General features: G+C 57.2%; 17 protein-coding genes. 1 reads left to right on the forward strand and 16 read right to left on the reverse strand.

The window, feature by feature from the left end:
* Positions 1-67: 67 nt before the first annotated feature.
* From DYU11_RS31595 to DYU11_RS31610, 4 genes are all read right to left on the reverse strand, one after another.
* The gene (locus tag DYU11_RS31595) at positions 68-3,055 is read right to left on the reverse strand and encodes a SusC/RagA family TonB-linked outer membrane protein (protein ID WP_119671752.1); all 2,988 of its coding nucleotides are present in this window, start codon (positions 3,053-3,055) and stop codon (positions 68-70) included.
* Positions 3,056-3,225: 170 nt separating this feature from the next.
* Positions 3,226-3,846, reverse strand: coding sequence for a thioredoxin family protein (locus tag DYU11_RS31600; protein ID WP_229366148.1), 621 nt, complete (start codon positions 3,844-3,846; stop codon positions 3,226-3,228).
* Between the two features lie 2 nt (positions 3,847-3,848).
* On the reverse strand, positions 3,849-4,343 hold the full coding sequence (locus DYU11_RS31605) for a TlpA family protein disulfide reductase (RefSeq protein ID WP_119671753.1): 495 nt from the start codon (positions 4,341-4,343) through the stop codon (positions 3,849-3,851).
* A gap of 122 nt (positions 4,344-4,465) precedes the next feature.
* Complete coding sequence (locus DYU11_RS31610; RefSeq protein WP_119671754.1) at positions 4,466-6,811, reverse strand: GH92 family glycosyl hydrolase; 2,346 nt, start codon at positions 6,809-6,811, stop codon at positions 4,466-4,468.
* 192 nt (positions 6,812-7,003) lie between these two features.
* Here DYU11_RS31610 and nhaA point away from each other — a divergent pair, with 192 nt between their 5' ends.
* Positions 7,004-8,362, forward strand: coding sequence for a Na+/H+ antiporter NhaA (gene nhaA / locus DYU11_RS31615; protein ID WP_119671755.1), 1,359 nt, complete (start codon positions 7,004-7,006; stop codon positions 8,360-8,362).
* Between the two features lie 53 nt (positions 8,363-8,415).
* On the opposite strand, the gene DYU11_RS31620 is transcribed toward nhaA, so the two are convergent.
* The 12 genes from DYU11_RS31620 to DYU11_RS31675 form a co-directional block, all read right to left on the reverse strand.
* Complete coding sequence (locus tag DYU11_RS31620) at positions 8,416-11,001, reverse strand: glycosyl hydrolase (RefSeq protein ID WP_119671756.1); 2,586 nt, start codon at positions 10,999-11,001, stop codon at positions 8,416-8,418.
* Positions 11,002-11,011: 10 nt separating this feature from the next.
* Positions 11,012-11,860, reverse strand: a complete 849-nt coding sequence (locus DYU11_RS31625; RefSeq protein ID WP_119671757.1) for a sugar phosphate isomerase/epimerase family protein — start codon at positions 11,858-11,860, stop codon at positions 11,012-11,014.
* A gap of 162 nt (positions 11,861-12,022) precedes the next feature.
* Positions 12,023-13,456 (reverse strand): RagB/SusD family nutrient uptake outer membrane protein, encoded by a 1,434-nt coding sequence (locus tag DYU11_RS31630; protein WP_119671758.1) that lies wholly within the window; start codon positions 13,454-13,456, stop codon positions 12,023-12,025.
* Between the two features lie 21 nt (positions 13,457-13,477).
* Positions 13,478-16,990 carry a TonB-dependent receptor gene (locus DYU11_RS31635; protein ID WP_119671779.1) on the reverse strand — a complete coding sequence of 1,171 codons (3,513 nt, stop codon included), beginning with the start codon at positions 16,988-16,990 and terminating at the stop codon, positions 13,478-13,480.
* A 162-nt stretch (positions 16,991-17,152) separates the two neighbouring features.
* Positions 17,153-18,280 carry a FecR family protein gene (locus DYU11_RS31640; RefSeq protein ID WP_119671759.1) on the reverse strand — a complete coding sequence of 376 codons (1,128 nt, stop codon included), beginning with the start codon at positions 18,278-18,280 and terminating at the stop codon, positions 17,153-17,155.
* Positions 18,281-18,572: 292 nt separating this feature from the next.
* Complete coding sequence (locus tag DYU11_RS31645) at positions 18,573-19,175, reverse strand: RNA polymerase sigma factor (protein WP_119671760.1); 603 nt, start codon at positions 19,173-19,175, stop codon at positions 18,573-18,575.
* Positions 19,176-19,265: 90 nt separating this feature from the next.
* Complete coding sequence (locus tag DYU11_RS31650) at positions 19,266-20,567, reverse strand: hypothetical protein (protein ID WP_119671761.1); 1,302 nt, start codon at positions 20,565-20,567, stop codon at positions 19,266-19,268.
* Positions 20,568-20,657: 90 nt separating this feature from the next.
* Positions 20,658-21,995 carry an enolase C-terminal domain-like protein gene (locus tag DYU11_RS31655; RefSeq protein WP_119671762.1) on the reverse strand — a complete coding sequence of 446 codons (1,338 nt, stop codon included), beginning with the start codon at positions 21,993-21,995 and terminating at the stop codon, positions 20,658-20,660.
* Positions 21,982-23,106, reverse strand: a complete 1,125-nt coding sequence (locus DYU11_RS31660; protein ID WP_119671763.1) for a mannonate dehydratase — start codon at positions 23,104-23,106, stop codon at positions 21,982-21,984. The genes DYU11_RS31655 and DYU11_RS31660 overlap by 14 nt, the downstream gene beginning before the upstream one ends.
* A 5-nt stretch (positions 23,107-23,111) precedes the next feature.
* Entirely contained in the window at positions 23,112-23,990 is an 879-nt protein-coding gene (locus DYU11_RS31665; protein ID WP_119671764.1) for a 2-hydroxy-3-oxopropionate reductase, read from the reverse strand.
* Positions 23,991-24,080: 90 nt separating this feature from the next.
* Positions 24,081-25,526, reverse strand: coding sequence for a GntP family permease (locus DYU11_RS31670; RefSeq protein WP_119671765.1), 1,446 nt, complete (start codon positions 25,524-25,526; stop codon positions 24,081-24,083).
* Between the two features lie 167 nt (positions 25,527-25,693).
* A complete protein-coding gene (locus DYU11_RS31675) occupies positions 25,694-26,467 on the reverse strand; it encodes an HpcH/HpaI aldolase family protein (protein WP_119671766.1) in 774 nt (257 codons plus the stop codon).
* Between the last annotated feature and the right edge of the window lie 24 nt (positions 26,468-26,491).

Here is a 26,491-nt window from a genome sequence, read left to right on the forward strand (position 1 = left end):
TACCCCACCCCCCGAAAGGAACTCTGACGCGGTCGCCGGGGCCACTTTCAGGGATTGGGAATGAAGTTTAAAACGTTACATTCAACCCGGCTGTGTACGTAGCATAGACCGGAATCAGGCTCACATCCACGCCCCGGCTCAGGTCCGCCTGGTTGGCATCGTTGCTGCCCACTTCGGGCGAGAAGCCGGTGTACTTCGTGAAGGTCAGCGGGTTCAGGGCATTCAGGTAGACACGCGCCCGCTGAATTTTAGCCTTATTGATCAGCTTGGCCGGTAGGTTATACCCCAGCTGCGCGGTACGTATCCGGACGAACGAGCCACTTTCCAGAAAATAATCGGACACCTCAAAGTTGTTGCCACCGGTCGAAACCCGAGGCTCCGTCGTCGACGGGTTGGTGGCCGTCCAGCGGTCGATGACGGAGGCTTCGAAGTTCTCGTTACCGAAACGAACGGCCTTCTTCCCGTTGTAGATGCTGTTGCCGTGCGATCCCTGCAGGTCAAGTATCAGATCAAAGCTTTTGTAGCTCAACCGGCTGTTGAAGCCCCAGAACGCCTTGGGCAGCGGAGTACCGAGATACACCCGGTCGTTGCCGTCAATTCTACCGTCGTTGTTCTGGTCGCGGAACCGCAAATCGCCCGGCCGGACGTTGGCCTGCGTGGGGCTGTTGGCAATGTCGGCCTCCGACTGGAAAATACCGGCCACCTCATAGCCGTAGAAGGCCCCGATGGGCTGGCCTACGTTGGTCAGCGTTACGGTACGACCGTTACCCAGCCCACCACCGATGATCGGGATACCGCCGTTCCCCAGGCTCGTCAGCTTGTTGTCCAGCGTCGTCAGGTTCGCGCCGATTTCGTAGTTGAAATCCCCAGCCTGATCGCGCCAGTTAGCCGACAGTTCAAAGCCCCGGTTCTGTACGCTCCCCGCGTTAGTCTGGATGCTCTGGCCGTTGCCAATGTCGGCCGTCAGTACCACATCGTTCGTTTTCCGGTTGTAATAATCCGTTTCGATCGACAGCCGGTTGTTGAAGAAACCCCACTCCAGACCGATGTCAGTCTGGGTGACCACCTCCCACGTCAGGCTCGACGTAACCGGGTTCAGTTCGGTGGCACCGGGATACAGGTTCTGATCCGGGCCGAAAACGGCGTTCAGATTGGGCGTCACACGGGCGTAGTACAGGTAGTTCGGGATGTTGGTGTTACCCAGCTTACCGTAGCTGACGCGCAGTTTCAGGTTGTCGATCTTGCCCCGCAGGAACGGCTCTTCGCTGATCCGCCAGCCCAGGCCCACGGCCGGGAACGTAGCGTATCGGTTGCTGGGCGGAAACCGCGACGACCCATCGCGCCGGACGCTGACCGTCAGCAGGTACTTATCGAGGAGCGAGTAGTTGACCCGGCCCAGATACGAGGCATAGGAGAATACGTAAGGCACCTGTCCGCCAACCCGATCGTTGGCCGTCCGACCGATCTCGTTGCCCAGGTTGATGTACTTCACGTCCTCATTGTAGCCCGGTACGTCCAGCGCCGAGCCGGTCAGAATGTCGAAGCGACTCTGCTGAGCAGTAGCACCGGCCAGTACCGTCACGTTATGAATCTTGTTGAACGTTTTGGTATAGGTCAGCGTGTTCTCCCACAACCAGGTATTCGTCAGATCGTTGGTACGGGTCAACTGGCTGCGTTCGCGGAACTGCGACGCCGATACGCGGTAACGCGGCAGGAAAACCCGACCCCGGTTGTAGCCGACATCCACCCCAAAGCTCGACCGGAAGGTGAAATCCTTCAGGAACGTCACCTCTCCGAATATGTTGCCCACCAGCCGTTCGCCCTGGCTGCGGTCGTCGTTGTAGGCCAGCTGCGCCGTTGGGTTAGCCACCAGGTTCACGTTCGAGAAACCGTACGTACCGTCGGCGTTGATGGGCGTAACGGTCGGGTCGGCCCCGTAGGCGGTCTGTACAACCCCGTTTGGTACGTTGTCTGACGTGTAGTGTGTCAGCGCAATGTTATTGCCCAGCCGCAACACCGGCAGGACCTGGTACGTGTTGTTGACCCGCAGCGAGAACCGTTCGTAGGCCGACCCTTTCACCACGCCTTCCTGCCGGAAATACCCGCCACTGACGTTGAAGGTCGATTTGTCGGAACCGCCCGCGACCGTTACCTGGTGGTTCTGGATGGCTCCCCGCTGCAACACCTGATCGAACCAGTTCGTACCCCCACCCAGCGACTGCGGATTCGGGAAACGGGGGGTAGCGTTGGGGTCTTCGTACGCAAGGGCTTCGTTGACCAGCGTAGCAAATTGGGTGGCGTTGGCCAGTCTGATCCGGTTGGTCACCTGCGTAAAGCCACCGTAGCCATCGTACGTGACCGTTGCCTTACCGGGCTTACCGGTTTTGGTCGTAATCAACACCACGCCGTTTGCCCCCCGGACGCCGTAAATCGCCAGCGATGATGCATCCTTCAGCACATCAATGCTTGCGATGTCGTTCGGAGCCAGATACCGGATGTCGTCCACAAACATACCGTCTACCACGTAGAGCGGATTACTGTTGCCCGTTGTGCCGACCCCCCGAATCCGCACCGACGGGGCCGCACCGGGCGCCCCCTGTCCCGTGGTGATCAACACCCCGGCCGCTTTTCCCTGCAGGGCCTGCTCAGCCGACAGTACCGGCCGGTTGGCAATATCCTGCGCCTTCACCGACGAGATGGCGCCCGTAACATCGGCTTTGCGCTGCGTACCGTAACCGACGACCACAACCTCGTTCAGCGAACGGGCATCTTCCTGGAGCGTGACGTTGAGCGTTGGTCCCTGCACGGGCCGATCAACGGACGTGAAGCCAATGGCAGAAAAGCGCAGTACCTCGCCATCGCTGGCCTGTAATGAGTAGTTTCCGTTAACATCTGTGGTCGTTCCGCGGGTTGTTCCCGTGATGCTGATGCTGACCCCCGGCAGGGGCGAATTGTCTGGAGCGCTTGTGACTGTGCCGGTTACACGCTGCTGCGCCATAACCAACGGCAAGCCAACCCACAACCAAACGTTGAGTAGTATTGCTATTTTTTTCATACTTTGTATTGGATAAATTAAACAAATATACTACTACTGTTTCGCTATATAGTTTATCGAACCAAAGAAAATTTTGTCTATAAATAATCAAAAAACGCGACCCGGGTGCCCGAATCGCGTTTTTTGATTGAATTTCAGCTATTAATTAGTCAACTAAATTTAGTTGAGAATCAGGCGTCGCGCCATTTTATTCCGCAACCGATGGCCCGGGCGGTCGGGGTAGTAACGGGCTTACCCGCCAGCAGTTCCGCGACGGCCTGCTCTACGTATTTCTTATCAGCGGCCGACGCGTCGCGCTGGTTGTTGTCGATGGCGCCAATGTAGGCCACTTTGTAGGCATTGCCTTCTTTTTTCACGACGAACATGTGCGGGGTGTTGGTCGCCCCAAACGCTTTGGCAACGGCCTGCGATTCGTCGTGCAGATACGGAAAGGGGTACGATTTAGCCCTGGCCCGCTGCTGCATGGCACTGTACGAATCGCCGGGGGAGCGTTGCGAATCATTGGATTGTATCGCCAGGACGGGATACCCCTTAGGCGCAAACTGTTCGTTCAGCGCCACGATCCGGCTTTCGTAGGCTTTAGCCACCGGACACGTATTGCAGGTAAAGGCGATGATATAACCTTTTACGTCCTTCCGGCCGGCGAGCGAGATGGACGTACCATCCACGTTCTTCAGCTTAAAATCCGCTACTGTATCCCCGACTTTGTAGCCATCCGACACAAACCGCGTGCTCATCAGCAGTACTGCCAGCAGCATCGCCATTCCCGAAGAAAGCCTCGTTTTTCTCATGGTTATTCTGGTTTATACGCGTTGATTATGGTTTCTAATTCGCCTTCCTTAAACGCCTTGCCAATAAATTTACGAATATGCTTCGACCGATTGACTACCAGCGTCATCGGCAGCGCCCCAGACCATTCCGGCGCTATTTTCTCAATCCACGCGTTCTGATCGGGTTCATCGAGCAGCACCACCCGCGAGCGCAGGTTACGTTTCTTTACGAACGGCTTCACCTTGGTAGTAAGGTCGCTGGGGTCGTCCAGATTAACCAGCAGAACGCTCAGCTTCCGGTTCGCGTATTTCTGGCGGACGGCTTCAAATTGAGGCAGTTCTTTCACGCAGGGCGCGCACCAGGTCGCCCAGAAGTTGACTACGCGCAGGGTATCGTCGGTTTTGTTCAACAGCGACTCCAGCTGGGCCAGCCTGACCACGGACACGGACTGGCTCCAGGCAGGGTGACAACCGCTGCCCACCAGCCACATACCAAAGAATGCCAGACAGGTTTTCATCCCGAAAAGTAAACAGACACTGGTTTAAAGCAAAGTTTTGGGCTCCCCCGCCGGACCGGTGGGGGAACGCTACGAAGATAACGAGCCAGTTAGATTATTCGCTTATCACAGCGTAGAATTGACTAAGGCCGTGTGGCTGTGCGGCTCAGCGACGGGGGGGCATCTTCCAGACGGCTCCCCCAGTTTTTATTCGGCTGCGGCCCCATGTTCAGCACCAGTTCGCCACCGTTCAGGATGTCATCATGGCTCAGGTACGTGCGCGTAAACGGCTCACCATTCAGCGTAGCCGACTGAATGTACACGTTTTGCTCCGAATTATCTCTGGCCTGAATCCGGAACGGCTTGCCCCGGGGTGGGTTGATCGTCACGGCATCGAGCGCTGGGCTGCCCAGCACGTAGTAGGGCGTGCCGGGACAGACCGGATAGAGCCCGGCCATGCTGAAGGCCAGCCAGGCCGACATCTGTCCGCCGTCTTCGTTGCCGCTCAGACCTCCCGGCCCGGTGCTGTACTCTTCCCGAACGATCTGCCGAACTCGAGCCTGCGTTTGCCAGGGCGCTCCGGCGTAGGCGTAGAGGTAGACAATCTGGTTGTTTGGTTCGTTACCGTGCCAGTAGTAGCCACCATCGAACAACGTATCGAGTTTAGCCACAAATCGTTCGCGACCACCGACGCCCTCGATCAGGCCGGCAACGTCCTGCGGCACAAAGTACGTGTACTGCGCCGGCGAACCTTCTGTGATGAAGGAAGAGCGCAGCGCAAACGGATTGAATTGGGCAGTCCAGTTGCCATTGGCGTACCGCCCGCGTACATAGCCGGTTTTGGGGTCCAGTACGTTCCGGTAGTTCATGGCCCGCTTCGTCAGCGCCCGGTGGTCGTCGGTATGACCCAGGGCGTTGGCTAACTGACTCAGGCAAAAGTCATCGTAGGCATATTCGAGCGTTCGCGACACCTGTTCGCGCTTATGAAACGCCTGCCAGACCGAGTCCTCCAGCGGGATGTAGCTGAACTGCAGATACGAGGCCAGGGCCCGGCGACCTTTGCCTGATTCATAGCTTTTGGGGTCCGTATTGACCGTAAAGGCATTCCGACGCAAGTAGGTGTAGGCCGTTTTTACGTCAAAATTCCGAATCCCTTTTACGTACGCATCGGCGATTACCGACTGGGCATGATCGCCAATCATGGCCGCTGTGTAACTGTTCCAGCAGGGAAAAATAGGCATCCAGCCGCCCTGTTCGGCTTTCTTCACCAACGACTGCATCATGTCGCCGGCCCGTTGCGGCTGGAGCAGATTCTGAAGTGGCTGACAGGCACGAAACGTGTCCCACAAACTGAAGTCGCAGTAATACGTAAAGCCCTCGGCCCGCCGAACGGTCGTGTCGTCGGCAAAACCTGGGTAGCGGCCGTCGACGTCGGACACGATGCGGGGGGTCAGGTTGGCGTGGTAGAGTGCGGTGTAGAACAGCGTTTTATCGGTATCGCTGCCCGTGGCCTGCATACGGTTCAGCTCAGCGTTCCAGGCCGCTTCGGTCGGCTGGCGAACCCGGGCCATATCCCAATGGTTAATTTCCGACTGCAGGTTTTTCCGGGCACCGGCTTCGTCGACGAACGACGTACCGACCCGGACCCGGACCACCTCACCAGGTTTAAGGTTCCAGCGAACGTACGCCCCAACGGATTCTCTACGTCCTCCTCCTTTGGCCTGCTTTGCGCCATCGTTCGCTTCGTAGTTGGTCCACGTACCGAACTGCGTCAACGTCCGGTCAAACTGCACCACGAAATAGCCGCTGAATCCGGCCGGCTGTCCGGCGCCCTGATAGATCCGATGAACCGGATTATACCCGACGATCTCGTTGCGCTCGGGGTGGATGGCAACGTATCCCTCGCCTTCATCGCTGTTCGGCTCAATCAGTATTGCGCTTTCGCCCCCCTTACCGAACGTGAACTGAAGCAGCCCCGCCCGCGTGTGCGCCGACACCTCCGCCCGAATATCCGAATCGGTCAGGCGAACGTCGTAGTAAGCGGGCGTCACGGTTTCTGTCGAGTGGTCGAAGCGGGACCCTCGCTCGGTGGGCTGCAACACCAGTTTCCCGGCCAGCGGCATGATGGTCAGTGATCCGTAGTCCTGCACGCAACTACCATTCAGCCAGTGCGTTCCGCGAAAACCGTTGATCCGGGTGTCGTTGTAATAATACGGCGCCCGGCATTTGATTTCGGTAGCCTGCGTTTGCGGAGTCCAGGTAGTCATGGCATGCGGCCGGCCGATGGCGGGGACAATCTGCCCTTTCAGTTCACTCCCTGCTTCGCTGTGCTTTTTAGCCGTAGGGGTCTGGCTCGGGGCCGATCCAATGAGCGGATTGACATAAGCGACCGGTTCTTTCTGCGCATACCCAACCGGGTTTATGAGCAGCACGAAGAGAACCAGAACCGGAAACTTTGTCTTCAGCAAGTAGAGAGTCAAAAGCTGCATAATGGTGATGTTGGTACGTAATTCATCAAAAACTTTTCCTGAAGCGTATTTTAACGATCTGTGCGTCAGAATTTATTAGAAAAAACTTAAAATCTGTTCCGGGCAGCCAACCTGACCAACTTCGAAAAACTCTTTGCTGTTAGCTTCCTGACTACCCATTGTACATGTCTTTAGCTAGCCGGACACTCACGCATGAATACGTTATCGAATGCATCGAATAATCCATTAATCAGGCCCTTCGCCGAATTCTTCAGAACAGAGTCGGCCAGCGGGCTGATTCTACTCGGTAGCAGCGTAACGGCGTTGCTGCTCGCGAACCTGGACGCCGGTGTTGCCCGCCACTTCCCGGCCATCTGGGACAGCACCCTGAGCCTGTCGGTGAATGATTTTCGGCTGGAGAAAACGGTCGCCCACTGGATCAATGATGGTTTGATGGCCTTATTTTTTCTGGTAGTTGGGCTGGAAATCAAGCGGGAGGTGCTGGAAGGCGAATTATCGTCCATGCAGCAGGCGGCCCTGCCCCTGGTCAGCGCCGTGGGCGGTATGCTGGTTCCGGCGCTGCTTTTCACTATCCTTAACTGGCAGGTGCCTACGAGTTCCGGCTGGGGGATTCCGATGGCTACCGACATTGCCTTTGCGCTGGCAATCCTGTATCTGCTCGGCGACCGGGCACCGCTTTCGCTGAAAATCTTCCTGACGGCCCTGGCCATTGCCGATGACCTGGGGGCCGTAGTGGTCATTGCCCTGTTCTACACCCACGAGATTCACCTCGACTACCTGGCCTGGGCGGGTGGCATCTGGGTCTTTCTGCTGGTCCTGAATTGGCTGGGCGTCCGGATCCTGACCATTTACCTGCTCCTTGGCCTGGTGTTGTGGTACTGTACGCTTAAATCCGGGGTTCATGCCACCATTGCCGGGGTGTTGCTCGCCAGCACGATCCCGTTCCGGATTCGGTACAACCAACGAGAGCTGATGCAGTTTCTTGACCACCGCATGGCCGTCATCAGGGACGCCATCCGGACGAACAACGTTCAGCCCCGCGACATCACGGAGGAACTGGAAGACATCAATGAACACACCAGTTCGCCGGCTCAGCGGCTCGAAGCCCAGCTTCACGGGCCCGTGTCGTTTATCATTATTCCCTTGTTTGCTTTCTGCAATACCAGCCTCCTCATTGACGTAGGACTGATTAATCAGCTGCTTTCGCCATTGCCGCTGGGTATCATGGTCGGCCTGTTTATCGGCAAACCGTTGGGTATCAGTTTGCTGTCCTGGCTTGCCGTCCGGCTTGGCTTTGCCAGTTTACCGGCGGGTGTCAGTTGGATGCAGCTAATTGGGGTGGCCTGTCTGGCGGGCGTTGGTTTTACCATGTCCATCTTCGTTACCCTGCTGGCCTTTGCCGGCCAATCGGACTTGCAAAGCATTGCCAAGCTGGCCATTCTGATTGCGTCCCTGCTGTCGGGGGTCGTAGGCTACGTGCTGCTCACCAGCGCTTCGCCCCAGGCTAACCGTACCGACCTGGCCCCCGAAGCGCTTCAGAAACAGGTCTGATGAGGGTGTTGTAAACCGCACCCTCCGGATACCGGAGCACTGATTTGGTCAGGTTACGGAACCGGTACCAACCGCACCGGCCCCAGCAGTCCCGACGGCATCGGCTCCCAGCGCGACGCGTCGAATGGGCGGTACCGAATGTCCACGATGTTGATGTCGTAGAATCGCTTCCACTCGGGATGCTGCCGGTCGTACAGCCGCATGTAGTTGGCCGACAAGTTGGTTACGTCTACCTCCAGCCGGTTCCCCTGCTTTTGTAGCTGACTGGCCGGAATGGTCAGCTGGTACGGCAGGCACCAGGCCGTACCGAGCGGCTGGCCGTTGAGCCGAACTTCAGCTACGTCGCGGACATCACCCAAGTCGAGCGTAAACGACCGGCTTAGGTCCGTGGTGGTCGGCAGGTCAAACGTGGTGGTGTAGCGGGCCGTCCCCCAGAAGTAAACCGCCGAGTCACTGAGGGTTGTCCAGGAAGTCAGCCTGGGCAAGGTGGCGGTTGTGGTCAGATTCGGTCGCCCCTTGCCGAACTGCATCTGCCAGGGATTGGACAACGCAATGGCACTGACTTCGGCTTGTGGACGGCCGCCCGATGGCTGGGCTAACGGTGCCCCTCCTGAGGCAGGCCGGGGTACTACGTTCAGAAAACACGACTGCCCCGGCAGCAACCGCAGCCACACATCCAGTTGGCCAGCCTTGCCTTTACGGACGGCCATAGGCGTCGTTACGCCGGTCAGCGGATTGTAGCTCGTTATAGATTGGCCCGCCGTCGCTAGAGAAATCCAGTCCTCCGTAAACTGATTATTCAGGTTGGCGACAAAATACTGGGTGGTGTCGCCGTGCTTTTTGCGGATAAACGACAGACCACGGTCGGCCCAGGATTCGCGTCGGGCCCCGAACTGATCCAGCGCTGCGGCCACGTTTGCAGTGACCGAAACAGTTTTCAGCCGTTCCAGCGACCGCCCGAGTTGTCGGATTTGCACCGTCCGCTGCTGCCAATTCTGATAACCAGGCACTTGCTGCGGCATCGCGCTCTCAAAAACGATACGTACCCCCTGCTTTGCCAGTGTCGACAAGGCCTGGAGCGTCGTTTCGGGCATGAACGTACTGGCCGGAACGACAATCACGCGGTACGTCGCGTTGCCGGACTGCACCAGGCCGTTCGGTCCGGCAGTCAGGCGCTTGAGCAGGGCGTCCGACACAAAATCAAGCGCGTAGCCTTGTTGCTGAAGCTGCTCACCTAAACGTCCGAACGGCAGTTGCAGCAGCCAGCGGTCAACGTGGTGTACCTCCAGCTGGTGCGTCCCTCCCGACGATTTCGCCGGTTTGGCCCACAGATCGTGCATGGGGAAATAAACGAGTACATCGTTGTCCGGTTCGCTGGTCTGCAACCGCGACTGGCAGCGTTCTACGTACTGATTCAGGAAAGGCAAATGCGGCCAGACAGGCGACGATGGGCCGTAATTGGTAGATGCGTAAAATAGCCAGCCCGGCCACGCTGCCGTCTGCGGAGAATACGTTGTGCCGTGGTAGAACACGTGATTGATACCCGACGTAAACAGTTCGTCGATCTGCGGTTTGATCTGCGACAGCGACACCTTGAAGTGGTCGGCCAGCCACGTACCGGTTTCGGAACTGACCAGTTTTTTACCCGTCAGGTGCGCGGCCGACGACGCGAACTTCATGGCCAGCGGGTTGGGCGTCCCGAAGCGGTCCACTTCGTAGTTTTCGTCGACGCGCAGGCCGGGAATGGGAAACCGGCTGCTGCCGAAGGATTCCGTTTCGGGGATATCGGCCAGAGCGTAGAGATCGAGCAGATTACCCGGCGAACCGTGGGCCTGGTTGCGGCTTTGGTAACCGCGTTGCCGCGCCCAGTTCGTCCAGGTAACCGTGAACCCATCATGCAGCAGGTCGGACAAGGTCTGGTGATAATCCTGATGCACCCGTACGCTGCTGTCGGAGCCGGTCGTATCCAGCAGAGCCGGCAACTGACTGTTCAGATCATAGCCCCGCCGTTTCTGGAACTCCGCCAGAAAGTTGGTTGTCCAATTGGCTCCGTAGGCTTCATACGAGTCATTGTAAACGGCCCGTGGTTTGTCCGGCAACCGGTTTAGGGTCGAATCGAAACGCTGCAAATACTGCAGCATGGCCTCGCGGCTGAAATAATCGACAACCAGCCCCGCTCCCCCCGGCGCGGCCCGCTTCACCTGCTGTTTGGTTAAGGTCGCGGTCAGCTTACCCCCATCCAGTTTCCATTGCTTGGCCGCTATCTCGGGCGTTACGTTCGGGCCGCCAAACGGCCAGCCGGTGCCGGTTGTCAGGTCGACGCCAAGCCCCAGCCGCTTTCCTTCGCGCACGGTGTGGCTGAACACCGCCAGCCACCGCTCGCTCAGAAAGGGAATAAACTGCTGCTCGTAACCTTTTGCGCCGTAGATCGGAATGATATGCACACCCCCCAGCCCGGCCCGGGCAAACTGCTCCAGTTGGTGCGTGATGTCTTTTTCGTTGACGGCGCTGCCCATCCACCACCAGTACGTCCAGGGCCTGGCGGTATTATACGACTGAGCCGACGCCTGAGAACCCAGTACGCCGATGAGCAGCAGACCGCCGATCAGCCGACCAAACCATAAACCAAGTAGTCGCATCGATTCCGGATTACAAGCTCTTCAGATACGCCAGGCTCTGCGGCACCTGCTCCCAGGAAGTCGGACTTTCATCTTCGATGTAGTAGTGCTTAATGCCGGTTTTGCGGGCCGCTTTCAGGATTTCCGGCAGATTGAGCTGACCCGTACCGAGTGCTACGTCGTTCTCCGGCGGGGTACCTCCCGACATGTTGCCCTGAACGCCTTTTTTGAGGTCCTTGAGGTGCATCAGGGCGAAGCGGTTGGGGTACTTCTTCAGCAATTCGGCCGGCGATTGACCCGGAAAGAACGTCCACAGAATATCGATCTCGAAGAAGACCTGTTTCGGGTCGGTGTTCTCCATGATGTAGTCGAACAACGTACCGTCGCCGTAGCGCTCAAATTCGTAGCCGTGGTTGTGGTAGCAGAATTTTAAGCCGCTGTCGCTCAGCTGCTTGCCAAACCGATTAAAGTCCGTTACGGTCTTTTTGGCTTCTTCCAGATCATACGCGTCTTTGTGGGGTATCCAGGCCACCCGTACAAACTCGGCGCCTAGAGTTTTGGCGTTTTGAATCACCGTTTCAGGTTTGTTGAGCAGGTCATCGTAGCTCACCCCGAAACTGGTACAGCGCATTCCCCGCCGATCCAGTTCAGCGCGGAGTTCGGCGGCCGTTTTTCCGAACAGATTAGAAAATTCGATATTCGTGACACCCAGCGCTTTAACGCGGTCGAGCGTACCGGGCACATCCTTCTTAAAGTCTTCGCGGAAGGTATACGACACAATGCCCGGAGGTTGGGGCAGCAACTTGCCAAATTTTTGCGCCAGGGCCGGTATGGCAACAAAGGCGCTCAGGAGCGCGGTGTACAGCAGGCTTCTTTTCATAGATCGGTAGCTACAGTGCTGGAATGGGTCCACCAGCCGTTTTGACGATACGTTTATCTGTAAAGACGAAAAGCCCTAAAATCACATGAGTACCTGACTATAATTTCACAAAAAACACTGCCCCCTTCCGGAAAGCAGTGTGTTCTGTCGGTACCTGATTAATCAATACCCCGGATTCTGGGTGATTTTTTGCCGGTTAATATCGACCTGGCTCTGCGGAACGGGGAAAACGAGGTTGTTTTCCGTCAGGTTGCCTTTCACCCCGATCACCTGCGCTTTGGCCTGAAGCACCGGCAGTGCCCGGCCTGTCCGGACCAGATCAAACCAGCGATGCCCTTCAAACGCCAGCTCGACCCGGCGTTCCTGCTCCAGGGCCACCCGCATCTCAGCCTGCGTCGTAACGGTTTTGTTCGACAGCCTGGCCCGCTGCCGAACCCGGTTCAGGAGCGGCAATGCCTCGGCGGTCCGGCCGGTTTCGTTCAGGGCCTCGGCGTAGAGCAGCAAAATATCGGCGTAGCGGAGCACGTACCAGTTGTCCTCCGAATCGCCGTTGACAACCGGTGGGTCCAGGTACTTGCGGATGTAGTTATAGTCAACCGTCCGGCCGGCGGCATTGACGTAGCTGGTTGCCAGCGATACGTCCTTGCGCACATCGCCCGCTTCGTAGCTGTTGATCAGATCGGGCGTAGGCTGGTTATTGCCGCCCCCACCAAACTGAATCACGGCGTTGCCGGAGTTTTCGGGCGCGTAGGTATTCCCGAAGTTGCTGCCCTCGCCCAGGTTGCCTTTTTTGTACTGTACCTCAAAGATCGACTCTTTGCTGTTTTTGTTGGCCGCCTTAAACAGATCGGCGTAGTTCGGCAGCAGGTCGTAGGTGTTGGCGTCGATTACCTCTTTCAGCTTGGCAGCGGCTTCTGGGTACTTGCGCTGGGTCATGTACACTTTACCCAACAGCGACCTGGCCGCGCCCCGCGTAGCCCGGCCGACTTCCGCTCCGGTGTAGCTCGCGGGCAGTACGGCCTCCGCATCAGTCAGGTCTTTGACGATCTGCGCATAGACTTCGGCCACCGGTGCCCGGCTGTACTCATACCCCTGCAAGGGGTCCGTAATTTCGGTTACGACCAGCGGTACGTCGCCAAACACCCGCACCAGATTGAAGTACATCAGCGCCCGCAGGAATTTGGCTTCGGCGACGTACCGTTTCTTCAGATCCTCGTTCATCGAAACGCCCGCGATCCGGTCGATAACGGCATTGGCCCGGTAAATACCCCGGTAGCCATCCGACCAGCGGGTGTTCAGGAACGGGTTCGTCGTGCGGAGATAGAACTTATCAAATTCGTCCTGGTCAGTCACCGACCCCGACAAAACGGGCCGGGTATCGTCGGACGGAATTTCGGCCACGACGTAGTACTGACCGTATTGACCAGCCAGTTGCAGCGCGCTGTACGTACCGTTGAGCGCGATCAGCATATCCGACTGGGTCCGGTAAAAACTGGCCGTATTAGCCTGCGAAACGGGCGCCAGGTCCAGAAATTTCTCCTGACAAGCCGTTAGACCAAGCGTGAGCAGACTGGCGAAAATATAGGGTGCTTTCATGATGTCTGTGCGATTTACCGATTAAAAACCCAGATTTAAACCAACCGTAATGGTTCGCGCCAGCGGATACGAGCCGTAGTCGACGCCCCCCGTCAGCGGTCCTTCGTAGCCACTTACTTCCGGGTTATAGCCCAGGTAATCGGAAATGGTGAGGGCGTTCTGCACCCCGGCGTACACCCGCAGCGACTGCACCTTGACGCGCTGAAGCACGGTGCGCGGTACGTTGTAGCCGAGCGTAATGTTCCGGATCCGGAAGTAGCTGGCGCTTTCGACCCAGCGCGTCGACACCTGGTTGTTGTTGCCGGTGCTGCGGCTGTTGGCGCGGGGCGTTACGCCGTTGCCAGGCTGCTGGGGCGATTGCCACCGGTCGAGTACCGTTGTCAGCGCGTTGGCATTTCCTTCCAGGTTCTCGAAGAACCGGCGCGACAGGTTCAGAATCTGCCCGCCCTGTACGCCCTGGATCACAACGCTCAGGTCGAAGCCTTTGAAGGAGACGCTGTTGGTGATGCCATACACGAAATTGGGCTGGTTGTTGCCGATCAGCGTCCGGTCGTCGGCGTTGATGCGGCCGTCGTTGTTGATGTCCTCAAACTTGACATCACCCGGCCGGCTGTCGGCGAAGTGCGGGTAGCTGTCGAGGTCAGCCTGGTCGCGGAAAACGCCGACCTGCCGGTAGCCGTAGAAACTGCCCAGCGGTTCGCCGATTACCGTGATGTTGGTTTCGCCAACCCCCGTACCGCTCCGGATGGGGTCGCCGGTTGGCCCGAGGGCCAGCACTTTGTTCCGGTTAAACGACAGGTTCAGATCGGTCGTCCAGGTGAATGCCCCGGTCAGGTTGCGGGTACTGACGGCGAACTCCATGCCCTTGTTTTCGACCTGGCCGATGTTCCGGATGGCCGAGGAGAAGCCCGTCAGCGTCGGCACCTGCACCGACAGCAGCAGGTCGGTAGTGATGCGGTTGTAGTAGTCGACGGTCAGGAAAATCCGGTTCTGCAAGATGCCCAGATCGAGTCCAATGTCCGTCTGGCGGCTCTTCTCCCACGTCAGGTTGCTGTTGCTGATCGTACTGGCCGTCAAGCCATTAACCAGTGCATTACCGAATACGTAGTTGTCTTTACCCAGGACACCAATGGCCGGGTAGTTGTTGGTCGACCCATCAGCATTCTGGAACGCGTTGTTGCCGGACAAGCCATAACTCGCCCGCAGTTTCAGCTCGGAAATAACGGGAATGGCCTTCATGAACGGCTCTTCCGTGACGCGCCAGCCGACCGATGCCGATGGGAACGTACCGTACCGGCGGCTCTGCCCGAACCGCGACGACCCATCGCGCCGGATCGACGCATTGAACAGGTAGCGATCCCTGAAGGCGTAGTTGACCCGCGCAAAATACGACGCCAGCGACCACTGATCCTGAAACGATCCGCCCCCGGTGATTACTCCGGCGTTGACCGTACGGATGTTGTCGTTGGGAAAGTTGTTGGCCGTAACCCGGTTCTCCTGGTAGTCGTTCCGCTGCGCTTCCAAACCAACGAGGGCTTCAAGATGGTGGGTTGTCCCTAAATCCCAGGTGTAGTTGAGCGTATGGTTAGTTACCCAGTTGACGTTCTGCGACGAAATGGCCGCGCCGGTGTTGAGGTTCGGGGGCAGCAACTGGTTCAGGGGCAAGGCCGACGTCTGGAACTGGTTCTGGCGGATGTAGTTCAGATCGCCACCGATCGTGCCGCGATATCGCAGGGTTTTCCAGATAGACAGCTCGGCATAGGCATTACCCAGCAGCCGGAGCGTGTTGAATCGGTTACTGATTTCGGTAATATTAGCCACGGGGTTCGTGATACCGGGATAATCGTAAAGGCCGGCGATAGAGGCCTGGGAGTTATAGGTCACGCCATCGGCCTGGTAGACCGGCAGGAACGGCATGATCGACAGGGCCGCGTTGATGACCCCGTTGCTGGCCCAGTGCCCGTCTGAATTGGCCCGCCTTTCTGTGGTGTAAACGGGTGTAAAACTCACCCCAACTTTCAGTTTAGACGAAAGCTGCGCGTCCAGATTTGACCGTACCGAATAGCGGTCAATCCCCGATTGTTTGATGATCCCGTCCTGCTTCAGGTAATTGCCCGACACATAGAACTGAACGCGATCCGTCCCACCAGCCGCCGACACCTGGTAGCTGCTGATCGGTGCCTGCTGAAAAATCAGGTCCTGGTAATCGTAGTACGCCAGATTCGTGGGGTCGTCGAAGTTGATGCCGGTAAATTCGCCACGGGGGTACCGGTAGCGCTGTCCGGCCGCCCGCTGGGTATTCGGATCATTGATCGACGAGCCCGGCACCCGCTCCAGATACGCATTGTTGGCCGCTTCTTTGGCGAATTCGGCAAACTGCTGCGAATTGAGCAGATCCATTTTCTTACTCACCTGCTGCACACCGGTGTAGTAGTCGACGTTAATGCGGCTCTGGCCCGATTTACCGCGCTTGGTCGTGACGAGTACGACCCCGTTGGCCCCGCGCGATCCGAAAATGGCCGTGGCCGATGCATCCTTCAGGACGTCGATCTTTTCAATATCATTGGGATTGAGCTGGTTAAGACCACCGGCATTGGTTAAGCCACCGGAATTGACCGGCTGACCATCAATCACTACCAGCGGACCATTTCCGGCGCTGATCGACCCCAACCCCCGTACTTTGATGGATGGGCTGTTGCCGGGGGCTCCCGTATTCTGCTGCACCAGTACGCCCGGCAGACGGCCGGTCAGCCCTTCTACTACGTTCGAAATCGGCTGATCTTTCAGCGCCCGGGTTTCGAGGGAGGCAATGGCTCCGGTCAGTTCGCGCCGGTTCTGCGTACCATACCCGACAACGACTACTTCGCTGAGGGTCTTGTCATCGACGGCCAGCGTTACGTCGACGGTGCTCCGGTTGCCGACCGCAACTTCCTGCGTCAGGTAGCCGATAAACGAAAAGATCAGCGTCGCGTTGCCATCCGGTACGCTCAGGCGGTAGGCGCCCTCGCTGTCGGTGGTTGTGCCGCGACCGGTGCCTTTCACCACGATGCTGACGCCGGGCAGGCCGTTGCCGGTTGAGCCGTCGGTGACGCGCCCCGAAATGGTCTGATCGGCCGGCACCGCAGCGTAGCGGGTTTCGGTGTCAGCAGGCTCCGTTTCGTTCTGCGACGTACCGGGCTGCCGGTTCAGAATGATCACCTTTCCCGTCAGTTCGTAGTTCAGCCGCAGGGGTTTGAGCAGGTGGTCGAGTACGTCGGCCAGCGGCTGGTTGTCCATCTGTAAGGAGACTTTTCGATCCGGCTGAATGAGCGTTGAACTGAACACGAACCGCACCTTTACTTTTTGTTCAATATCATTCAGCACCGTTCGCACAGGCTGGTTATCCATCCGCACCGAGATGCGCCGGGTAAGCAGTTCCTGTGCTTTGCCATCATGCCCGAGGGCGACGCCCATAAACAGGCCAAGCAGTACTAATTGTGTCAGCGTGAGCCGCATAGCTGTACGTACTAACTCCGGAAGTGGAGGTTTCTTCATACGTTTGATCGGTTTTGTGGGATTTAAGAAGTCAACGTAACGCCCGGTATGCTTCCGGCCGCCAATCAGGTTTGCTGTTTTGCCGGCGTCACGCTGGTGCGTGACGCCGGTTTTTAGGGCACTCATCAATCTATCATTGGCTAATGGGTTAATTGCTCCTTTCTACTGGCACCCTTTCCCCGACACGACGATCTGGGCATCGAGGACTTCGTACCGGGCTTCAATTGCCTTGCACACAATGGTCAGTTTGTCGTATAGCGACTCGTCGGTGAGCGAGATCGTCAGCAGGCACTGCCGCATCACTTCCCGGTCGTAGATGATGTCGACGCCGTAGGCTTTTTCCAGTGCCTGAAACACCTCCGTCACGGGCGCATCCGTAAACGCAAACGCCACTTCGGCCGGTTTGTCGATCAGCATTGCCGGTTCCTCCACCAGCATCTTGGTCAGGCGGGCTTCCGGTCGCGAAAACACCACCTTCTCGTTGGGAGTCAGCACTACCCCCTGCCAGGCCTGCTCCTGCGACCCGGCCGTTTTCCCGGCCGTAACAACTCCCGGCCGCACCGAAACCGAAACCTGGCCCGTTCGGACTTCGACCATCGTTTCTCTGGCCTGTTCATACGCCCGGATGCGAAAACTGGTCCCCAGCACCTTCGTCACCAGTTCGTTGGCGTGGACCAGAAACGGCTGGCCCGGATTACGGACTACGTTGAAAAATGCATCGCCGGTGAGGTAAACCGTCCGACTGTCGAGGGCAAATCGGGCGGGATAACTAAGCCGGCTGCCGGGCTGAAGCGTTACGCGACTGCCATCGGGTAGGGTCAGTTGCTGTGGTTGGCTGGTAGCGTTATGTTGCTCGGTCAGTTGCTGATCGGCCTGTCGGGTCAGTTGCTGATACGAAACGGTTCGCTCGTCGGGCTGGACTGTCGGCCACAACGCCCACCCCAGACCCAGTATGACGACCAGCACGGCGGCTACCCGAACGGCCGGATGCTGATCCCAGCGCCGAACGGGCAACGAACGCACGGGAACGTCGGGCTGAACATCACCCATGCGTTCAACCGTTCGCCGAATGGTGGCCGTCACCTCCGCGTGGCTTAACTCAGGTTCGGCGGCTTGCAGCGCCAGCACCACCTGGCGGGCCTGCGCCAGCATAGCCGCCTGTTCAGGATGGTCGATACCGTACGTTTCCCAGAACATCTGCTCGGCCGGCGTAGCTGATCCGCGCACCCATCGGCGGAAGGCGTCATCGAATACAAAGTCGTCGGCTGTGTACGTAGAATAGTCAGTCATAGGCTGCTTGATGCCTGTCTACTGACGATTAGTCACGGAACCGGAGCGGATACCAATTTTCCGGGAAAAATTTTTACTTTTTTTAAACGAAGAGCAAACCGAGGGTTTTGAGAACACGCAGAAGTACGTACAACAGGGTGTTTGAGAAAGGCAATTTTTGTCATGCTGACGAGGGAAGCATCCTCAGGTGCAACTCTTTTTTAGCTACCGAAGATGCTTCCTTCGTCAGCATGACAAAATAACCTGACTTATTTTCAGCGATTTAGGTGTTCGTTCCGTAAGATGTTGCGTTTTAGGAGAGCAGGGGAAGCAGAAGGGACAGCAGGGGCAGTTCGGACGCGTACTGGCGGAGTTTCTGCAGGGCCAGCTGCAGCAGGTTGGAGACCGTCTGCGGAGCCACGCCCATTACCCCGGCAATGTGTTCCCGGTCGAGATCATGAAAGAATTTCAGGTAGATAACCTCCTGCTGGCGTTTGGGCAGCAGGTCGAGTAACTGCTTCAGGCGGTAAGCCGTCTGGCGGGTAGCTTCGTCACTGATGATGGCGTCCTGCACCGTGAAATCGGCCTGGAAGCGCAGTTCGTCAGCCTCGCCGAAGGGTTGAAAATACCCCTGTTTGATGGACTTGCGGTGAATTTTACGCCGGAGCGACGCCATCAGGTACGCCTTCGCCGGTATGTGCGCATCCACCGCCGACCGATGCAGCCAAACGTCGACGAAGACATCCTGGATGCAGTCTTTCACTAACTCGTGATCGGTGGTAAACTTGGTGCCGTAGTGGAACAGCGACCGGAACACCGCCTGCATGAGGGATTCCATAACGCCCCCTTCTCCCTGCAGCAATCGCTGCCAGAGACCTTGCAAGGTATTCTCATCAAGGCGGGTAGATGGACGCATACGTTTGGCGGGACTGAGTACTTTTCGCTAGTTCAGACGATCAAAGCTATAACATTGCCAACAATTAATTGCATTATACAAGCGGCAAATTTATCGCTTTGCTAGTTCCTGCTCCCAGATCGGTCGGAGGTCCAGCAGGTATAACTGCCGCCCATTGCCGCCGTGGGTTGAGTCGACGCAGACGAAGTTCCCGTCGTTGCTGGTGCGCGGATGGAGGTCGCAGCGCCATTCGCCGACGTAGCGCTCACCCGCCGGGAAACTCCCCAGATCAATACGTCGGTCGGTTGGCAGATGATAGAGATAGGGCGTCTGGTTCCGGTCGCTGGCCCCGGCGTAGTTGTCGTTCAGAAGCCATTGGTTATTGCGACCCGGTACGTAGGTCTGATGCCCGTTAACGGGCATTTTATCGGTCGGAATACGGTCGATTCGGCCGGTCTTATCTTCCAGGATGTAGAACGACTGCGGTTGCCCTTCGGGCCGGGTAAATGCGCAGATGTGCGTGGGATCACGCCAGACGAAGTGTGACGTAAAGCCCGACGGGTCGATGATAAAACGGTCGGAACCGTCGGGGTTCATGGTAAACATGCGCGTAACGAAGTTGGTCCGGGCCATGATCTGCCGGTCTTCGCGCCGGGCCCGCCAGCGGTGCAGAAACGTCAGGCGGCTACCGTCCGTATTCACCAGCAGGTGATTGAACCAGTGAAAGTTGTCGGCTACGGACTGCCCCTTGTGCAGCATCCCGGCAGCCTCGGCCAGCGACATAAGCAGCTTGGTGTCGCCCGTCTGTACGTCGATGCGGTACAGCCCGATCGCCTTCGGTGCTTTTTCGTCGTAGAACGGATCGCGGATACCGGCGTAGCCGTACCCCGGCCGCAGGTCCTGAATCCGGCTGAACTCCGTGCCGATGCCCCATTTCCCATCGGGACTGAGCGCATAGATCGCTTTGGGCAGCGTCCGACGTTTGCCGGTGGCGACGTCGACAACATGGCTGACGTACTGGTCTCCGACCCGATCGTTCCAGATCACCTCCGACCGTGAACCAGGAATCCATTGCAGCATGCACCCCTGCTGCCAGCCCCAGGCCCGGCTTTCGCCCAGCTCGATCCATTTGTCGTTCCGCTGCCGGTCAACCATGCCGATTTTTATAACGTCGTCAGCCGTCGGCGAACGGCCTTCGAAGTTGACCCGCATCCCGAGCACGTAGCGATTCGTGGGGTCGAATTGCAGCTTGTCGTAGTAACCGAACCAGTGAAAATCCGGTCCGGTCGTCAGCGGCCGGACCGGCACCGCCAGCGGCTTTCCAGTACGGCCGGCGGCCCAGATCTGTCCGGAAGAAGCCCACAGGCCCAGGCCGGCTAAGGCGGTCTGTTTCAGAAAGTCCTGGCGATTCATAAGGCAGCAGGTAGATGACACTACCAAAGGAAGGCACCAGGGTACTTTCTACTTATGCCAGCCATCGTTCGTGGCTGGTTTGGGCCAAAACTACCACCGCACCGACTGGAATCGCCAGCCGGGCTGTACTTTCTGCATCTCAATCTCATCGTCGCGCCTGGTCAGGCCGCAGGTCAGGTAATTCTGGTGCAGCCGGGCCAACGCGTCCCGATCGAGTTCGACTCCTAGTCCCGGGCTTTGTGGCACCGCAACGGCTCCCTCCTCGAACGTAAACCGTCCGGTCGTGACGATTTCGTCCGACTGCCAGGGGTAATGCGTATCCAGTGCGTACGGCAGTTGAGGCAAAGCCGCCCCGAGATGCACCATAGCTGCGAGCGAAATGCCGACGTGGCTGTTTGAGTGCATGGACAAACCCCGCCCGAACGTCTGACAAATGCCCGCAAGGGTAATGGACGACCGCAAACCACCCCAGAAGTGGTGATCACTCAGAATGATATCCTCCGAGCCGAGCACGATACTGGAGACAATCTCCTCAAACGAGGTTGTACACATATTGGTAGCCAGCGGAGTTTTTATGGCTTGCCGGACTTTTGCCATGTTCTCCTGCCCCCTGACCGGATCTTCCAGGTATTCGAGTATGGGCTCCATTTCCCGGCCGTACTGAATCGCCGTTTCGACGTTCCAGAGCGCGTTGGGATCAATTCGTAACGGTACGTCCGGACCGAAGGCTTCCCGTAAGGCGAACATGGCCTCGACTTCCTGACGGGGTTCAAATACCCCCCCTTTCAGCTTGATGGATTGAAAGCCGAACTCTGCACACATGGCTTTGGCCTGGGCTACAACGCCGGCCGGATCGAGGGCGGCTGCCTGCCGGGCGGCTGCCCAACCCGTTGCAGTGGGGTCAGTACCAAAGCCGAGTTCGCCACCGGCGCCTTCGTATTTGTAGAAGAGATAAGCCGAAAACGGCACCCGATCCCGCATCTTTCCTCCGAGCAGATCAACCACCGGCCGCCCAATGACCTTACCGATGATGTCCATGCAGGCGACTTCAACAGCGCTGAAAATGTGAACCAGTTTTCGCTGATCCCAGGGCGCTTCGCCCCGTTGCGCTGAGGTCTCGGTACCGAAACGATTGATCAGTTCCTGTCGGATTTCGTTCAGCTGAAACACATCTTTCCCGATGAGCAAGTCGCTGGATAACGCCAGGGCCGCGTCGATACTGCTGTTGCCCGGAATTTCGCTGATGCCCGAGATACCGTCATCGGTCACTAGCTCGACGATTGTCCGGAGCGCATACGGTGCGTGCAGACCAGCCGCGTTCAATAGGGGCGGATCCACGATCGCAATGGGCGTAATGTGCATCTGGTTAATGCGGGGTCCAGTCTTACCGAAGTGCCCGTTTTCCGTCAACACGCTATGCGGCTTCATCGGCTACGGTCTGGAGCAGTCCTTTGATATACCCATAACAGAAGGCAAATGCCTGAAAACCACTATTGCTGTCCGGGTGGGTCGGTACGTGGTCCGGCATGACCATCCCATTGAATCCAACATCCCGCAGGGCTCTGACAACGTGCAGAAAATTCATATCCCCGTTGTCGGGGTATACCTCCTGGAAATTGTTCCAGCCCCCCTTGATGTTACGTAGGTGAACGTTAAAAATCTGGTTCCGCTCGCCAACCCATTTGATGATGGGCATGATTTCGGTTTTGGGATCTTTCAATCCTTCGGCGATGGAGCCAATGCAGAAATTAAAGCCGTGGTACTCACTGTCGTAGAGCTTAGCAAAGCGCTTGATGCCGTCAAACACATCCGGGCTGTTCCAGCGCGTTATGCCGCGGTAGCCAACGGGCGCCGGAGGATCAGCAATGTGGTTGGCTAATTTGACTTTGTATTCTTTCGCGACGGGCAGGATTCGGTCGAGCAGGTAGGTAATGCGCTCAAACATCTGCTCAATCGATACGTCGCCCGCAACGGTTTTCGGATCGTTCCGCTTGAGCGCTTCTTCGTAGTTCCAGGTGCTGTACATGGCGTTTCCGCGCTTGGGATCGACGGTTTTTCCCGTGCGCAGAACCGGCAGAATTGTGGTGTTGTAATTCAGCACTTTAATGCCGGTTTTTCCGGCCACCTGTATCATTTGCTGCAATATCTCGATTTCACGATCCCGCTCCGGGCTTTTGCCAAGCATGATGTTCGGGTATTCTACCCTATCGATCCCGGCCGAGGTCAACGGGAAGTGATAGGCATCCAGACTAATGCCGTACTTTTCGCAGGCTTCTTTCTTCGCCAGCGAGTCGTCGAGGTCCCAGCCTTTACCGGGAATCGTTTTGGGCGCTCCACCGTCCAGATTGTATACGCCATGCCGAGCTTTGAACTCCAGGTTCTCCTTCGACGTACCGCCCGTCTGACAACCCACCTTCATGAGCACCTTCTTCGGCTTGGCCTTGTTCAGTTCGGCTTTAGCCTCAGCCGACTCCGTTCCAAACGCAGCAGCCCCTGCGGAGCCGGCTGCAACAACGCGGATAAAATTTTTACGATTCATGGTCTTTAGGGTTTAGTGCTTGGTTCTTCTTCCAGTAGCAATACAAGGGCGCTGTGGTCTAGCTCACCGTTTCCCTGAGCCAGCGCTTTCTCCATCTGAGACGCGACCTGGGCGGTGCCGTTGAGCGGAACGGAAAATGTCTGTCCGGTCTGTAACGCAATACCCATGTCTTTGCTATGCAGTCTGATCTTAAAACCGGGCGTAAAATTTCGCTCGATAATCCGTTTGCCATGCAGATCGAGGATGCGGCTCTGGGCAAACCCACCCAGCAGCACCTCCCGCATTTTCTCCAGGTTCACCCCGGCTCTGGCAGCCAGCGTAAAGGCTTCAGCCACGGCCTGAATCGTCATACCGACAATCATCTGATTGCAGGCTTTGGTAATTTGTCCGGCTCCCGGTTCGCCAATGTGCACAATATTTTTGCCCATCGCCTGGAACAGCGGCAGGGCTCGTTGAAAAGCCGATTCGCTGCCCCCGGCCATAATCGACAACGTAGCTCCCTCCGCGCCTACCTGTCCGCCCGATACCGGGGCATCCAGCGCTTCTACGCGCTTTGCCTGCATCAACGCATGGATGTTGCGGGCGGTAGCCGGCGCAATGGTCGACATATCAATGAACAGCGAACCCGGTCGTATACCGGCCAGCACCCCGTCCGGACCCGACACAACCTGCTCAACGTCGGGCGAGTCCGGCAGCATGGTAATCACTACGTCGCATTGCTCAGCCAGCGCCCTGGCAGATGGAAACGACTGAGCACCAGCCGCAACCAAATCTCCGGCCGCTTTGCTCCGACTCAATACCGATACCGGATAGCCGGCTTTGATCAGGTTCAGGGCCATGGGTCTGCCCATGATGCCGAGGCCAATAAATCCTATTTTTTCCATATCTGTCCGGGCCAGGCCGCACGGCGGACCGCTCCCACCTGGCCTCTGTATCTCGAAGTAAGGAGCCAATCCAGTGCCTGGCCCGGATAATTAAACCAGTGGAAACAACTGAGCCGCAATCATGATGACGATAAGCCCCGTGAGTCCCATCACAACCAGCAGGGGCGAAATGGTTTTCAACGCTTCCCGTTCGGTCAGGTTGCTCAGCTTGCAGATAATCCAGAATCCGGCGTCGTTCATCCAGGGTACCAGTTTTGAGCCGCACCCGATTGCCAGGCCCAAGTACAGCGGGTGAAAACCAAGATTGGCGTTCGTTGCCATTCCCGATAGAATACCCGATGCCGTAATCAGGGCTACTGTCGCAGACCCTTGGGCAGTTCGGACGATAGCCGCAATCAGAAACGCCAGCGGAATCAGGGCCATCTGGTAGTCTCTGGTCAGGTCAGCAATGCGTTCGCTGATGCCGGTTTGCTGGAGCATTCCCCCAAACGCTCCGCCTGCCGCGGTAATCAGAATGATACCTCCTCCGCTCATCAACGCTGCCTGAACAAAGGCAGTCATACCTTCTTTGCTGTCTTTCTTCTGATTAGCCAATATGACCAGTGCCGCAATACCACCCGTGACGATGGCAATGTTCTTGTCCCCGAAGAATTGTATAAGTCCAAATAGCTGGCTGCCGATAGACGCCTGCTTGACAGCTACGTTCGGGGTTGACAGCGCATCGAGGGCCGTGTCTGCGCAGATGAAGACCAGAGGAATGAGAACCGGCAGCAGGGAAACCCCCAACGGAGGCAGGTGCGCATCCTCTTTGGCCGCAATGGCCTTAATGTCCTCCAGCCGCGCATCGAGCGAATCCCGTAAAGCAATCGGCCATTTCTGATTAGCCCACTGCGCGAAGAAATACCCGGCCGTGATGGTGAAAAGGCCCACGATCGTCCCCCCGATCATCATCATCCCGATTGGAATGTTCATCTCGCCGATCAGGAACAGAGGCCCCGGCGCGGGGGGTACCAATGAGTTTGCCATAGCCGCTCCGGCCATGATGCAAAGAACCAGCAGCAGGTAGTTTTTGCCGATTCGCAGGGTCATGGCTTTTGCGAGCGGCATCATCAGAAAAATAACCGTGTCGAAAAACACGGGAATACCCAGAAAGAAGCTGCTCACCAAAAAAGCGACGGGTGCCTTTTCGATGCCCGTTAGCTTCAGCATCGACCGGATGATCCGTTCGGCAGCCCCGCTTTCGAGCATACATTTACCGATGATGGCGGCCATGGCAATCAGAATCCCGATTTTGGCGCAGGTGTTCCCAAACTCGGTCGCAATGCGTTCGCCAATGCCTTTTTTAGACAGCGCCACGGCGGCTGCCGGCGCACTTCCTTTGGCGAGCGCGTACTGTTCAACCGTGGTGGCTGGTGTCAGCAGAGCTACCACAAACGCACCGAGCAATAAGGCCAGGAACGGATGCAGTTTCAGCCCGATGATGCCACCAACCACGATCAGTACCCCGACGGCTAAGATTAAGAGAGGATCAGTCATTCAGGAACAGGGTTTAGGAATGGGGAGTGGGTTATGGTTAGTAGTTTGTGGTTTGTGGTTGATGGGTTATGGTTGGTAGTTTGTGGTTTATGGTTTGTGGTTGCTCCGCTCGCTTTAACCACAAACCACGAACTACAAACCACCAACTACAAACCACAAACCACAAACTATTTATACACGGCTCTGAAACCGTCCAGCTTTTTGGCCAGGTTGCGGGCACCATCGGCAACGAACGTAGCGTCGGCTCCGCAGGCAATCATCCGAATGCCGAGGTCATGGTACATCTGGTAGTCGTCCGGATTAAAGAAAAGGATGCCGGTCGCTTTCCCCGCCTTCTGAGCAGCACTGACCGTTTCCCGAACAGCTTCTTTAAAGCGCGGATGATCAAACTGCCCGAAAATACCCAGCTCCATCGACAGATCGGCGGGGCCGATGAACAACACGTCGACACCGTCGATGGCTGCCACTTCATCCAGGTGATTCAGTACGTCGACGGTTTCGATCTGCACCACGCCCAGAATCGTTTCCCTTGCCTCCTGATAATACTGATTGAAATTCTGAGCGAATCCACTGGCCCGCACCATCTTGGCTACCCCCCGGCTACCGTGGGGCGGATAATGCAGGCCGTTGACCACCTTCCGGGCATCGGCCGGATCGGTGATTTTAGGGCACATGATGCCCTCTGCTCCCATGTCGAGTACTCGATGGATTCGTTGGCTTTCGGAGCTTTCCACGCGCACAATGGCACCCGCGGCCGTGTGTTCCAGCGCCTGTAGTTGAAACAACACATCTTTTTCAGTGCCCGCTCCGTGTTCGAGATCAATCAATACCCAGTCAAACCCAGCCTGACCAACGATCTCGGCGGTCAGTGAACTACCCAGGTTTAACCAACACCCATTCAGGGTTTCGCCTTGCTTTAATCGTTGCTTCAGATTCTTCATGTAGCAGGAAGACAGAAAAGGGTA

The organism is Fibrisoma montanum (genome assembly GCF_003583365.1).
Lineage (GTDB): Bacteria > Bacteroidota > Bacteroidia > Cytophagales > Spirosomataceae > Fibrisoma > Fibrisoma montanum.

What these genes read in the sequence shown, in the direction of transcription:
- nhaA (WP_119671755.1), top strand. Translation starts at nt 7,004, where the DNA reads ATGAATACGTTATCGAATGCATCGAATAATCCATTAATCAGGCCCTTC.
- DYU11_RS31625 (WP_119671757.1), bottom strand. Translation starts at nt 11,860, where the DNA reads ATGAAAAGAAGCCTGCTGTACACCGCGCTCCTGAGCGCCTTTGTTGCC.
- DYU11_RS31675 (WP_119671766.1), bottom strand. Translation starts at nt 26,467, where the DNA reads ATGAAGAATCTGAAGCAACGATTAAAGCAAGGCGAAACCCTGAATGGG.
- DYU11_RS31600 (WP_229366148.1), bottom strand. Translation starts at nt 3,846, where the DNA reads ATGAGAAAAACGAGGCTTTCTTCGGGAATGGCGATGCTGCTGGCAGTA.
- DYU11_RS31610 (WP_119671754.1), bottom strand. Translation starts at nt 6,811, where the DNA reads ATGCAGCTTTTGACTCTCTACTTGCTGAAGACAAAGTTTCCGGTTCTG.
- DYU11_RS31670 (WP_119671765.1), bottom strand. Translation starts at nt 25,526, where the DNA reads ATGACTGATCCTCTCTTAATCTTAGCCGTCGGGGTACTGATCGTGGTT.
- DYU11_RS31620 (WP_119671756.1), bottom strand. Translation starts at nt 11,001, where the DNA reads ATGCGACTACTTGGTTTATGGTTTGGTCGGCTGATCGGCGGTCTGCTG.
- DYU11_RS31650 (WP_119671761.1), bottom strand. Translation starts at nt 20,567, where the DNA reads ATGAATCGCCAGGACTTTCTGAAACAGACCGCCTTAGCCGGCCTGGGC.
- DYU11_RS31630 (WP_119671758.1), bottom strand. Translation starts at nt 13,456, where the DNA reads ATGAAAGCACCCTATATTTTCGCCAGTCTGCTCACGCTTGGTCTAACG.
- DYU11_RS31640 (WP_119671759.1), bottom strand. Translation starts at nt 18,280, where the DNA reads ATGACTGACTATTCTACGTACACAGCCGACGACTTTGTATTCGATGAC.
- DYU11_RS31655 (WP_119671762.1), bottom strand. Translation starts at nt 21,995, where the DNA reads ATGAAGCCGCATAGCGTGTTGACGGAAAACGGGCACTTCGGTAAGACT.
- DYU11_RS31660 (WP_119671763.1), bottom strand. Translation starts at nt 23,106, where the DNA reads ATGAATCGTAAAAATTTTATCCGCGTTGTTGCAGCCGGCTCCGCAGGG.
- DYU11_RS31605 (WP_119671753.1), bottom strand. Translation starts at nt 4,343, where the DNA reads ATGAAAACCTGTCTGGCATTCTTTGGTATGTGGCTGGTGGGCAGCGGT.
- DYU11_RS31665 (WP_119671764.1), bottom strand. Translation starts at nt 23,990, where the DNA reads ATGGAAAAAATAGGATTTATTGGCCTCGGCATCATGGGCAGACCCATG.
- DYU11_RS31635 (WP_119671779.1), bottom strand. Translation starts at nt 16,990, where the DNA reads ATGAAGAAACCTCCACTTCCGGAGTTAGTACGTACAGCTATGCGGCTC.
- DYU11_RS31645 (WP_119671760.1), bottom strand. Translation starts at nt 19,175, where the DNA reads ATGCGTCCATCTACCCGCCTTGATGAGAATACCTTGCAAGGTCTCTGG.
- DYU11_RS31595 (WP_119671752.1), bottom strand. Translation starts at nt 3,055, where the DNA reads ATGAAAAAAATAGCAATACTACTCAACGTTTGGTTGTGGGTTGGCTTG.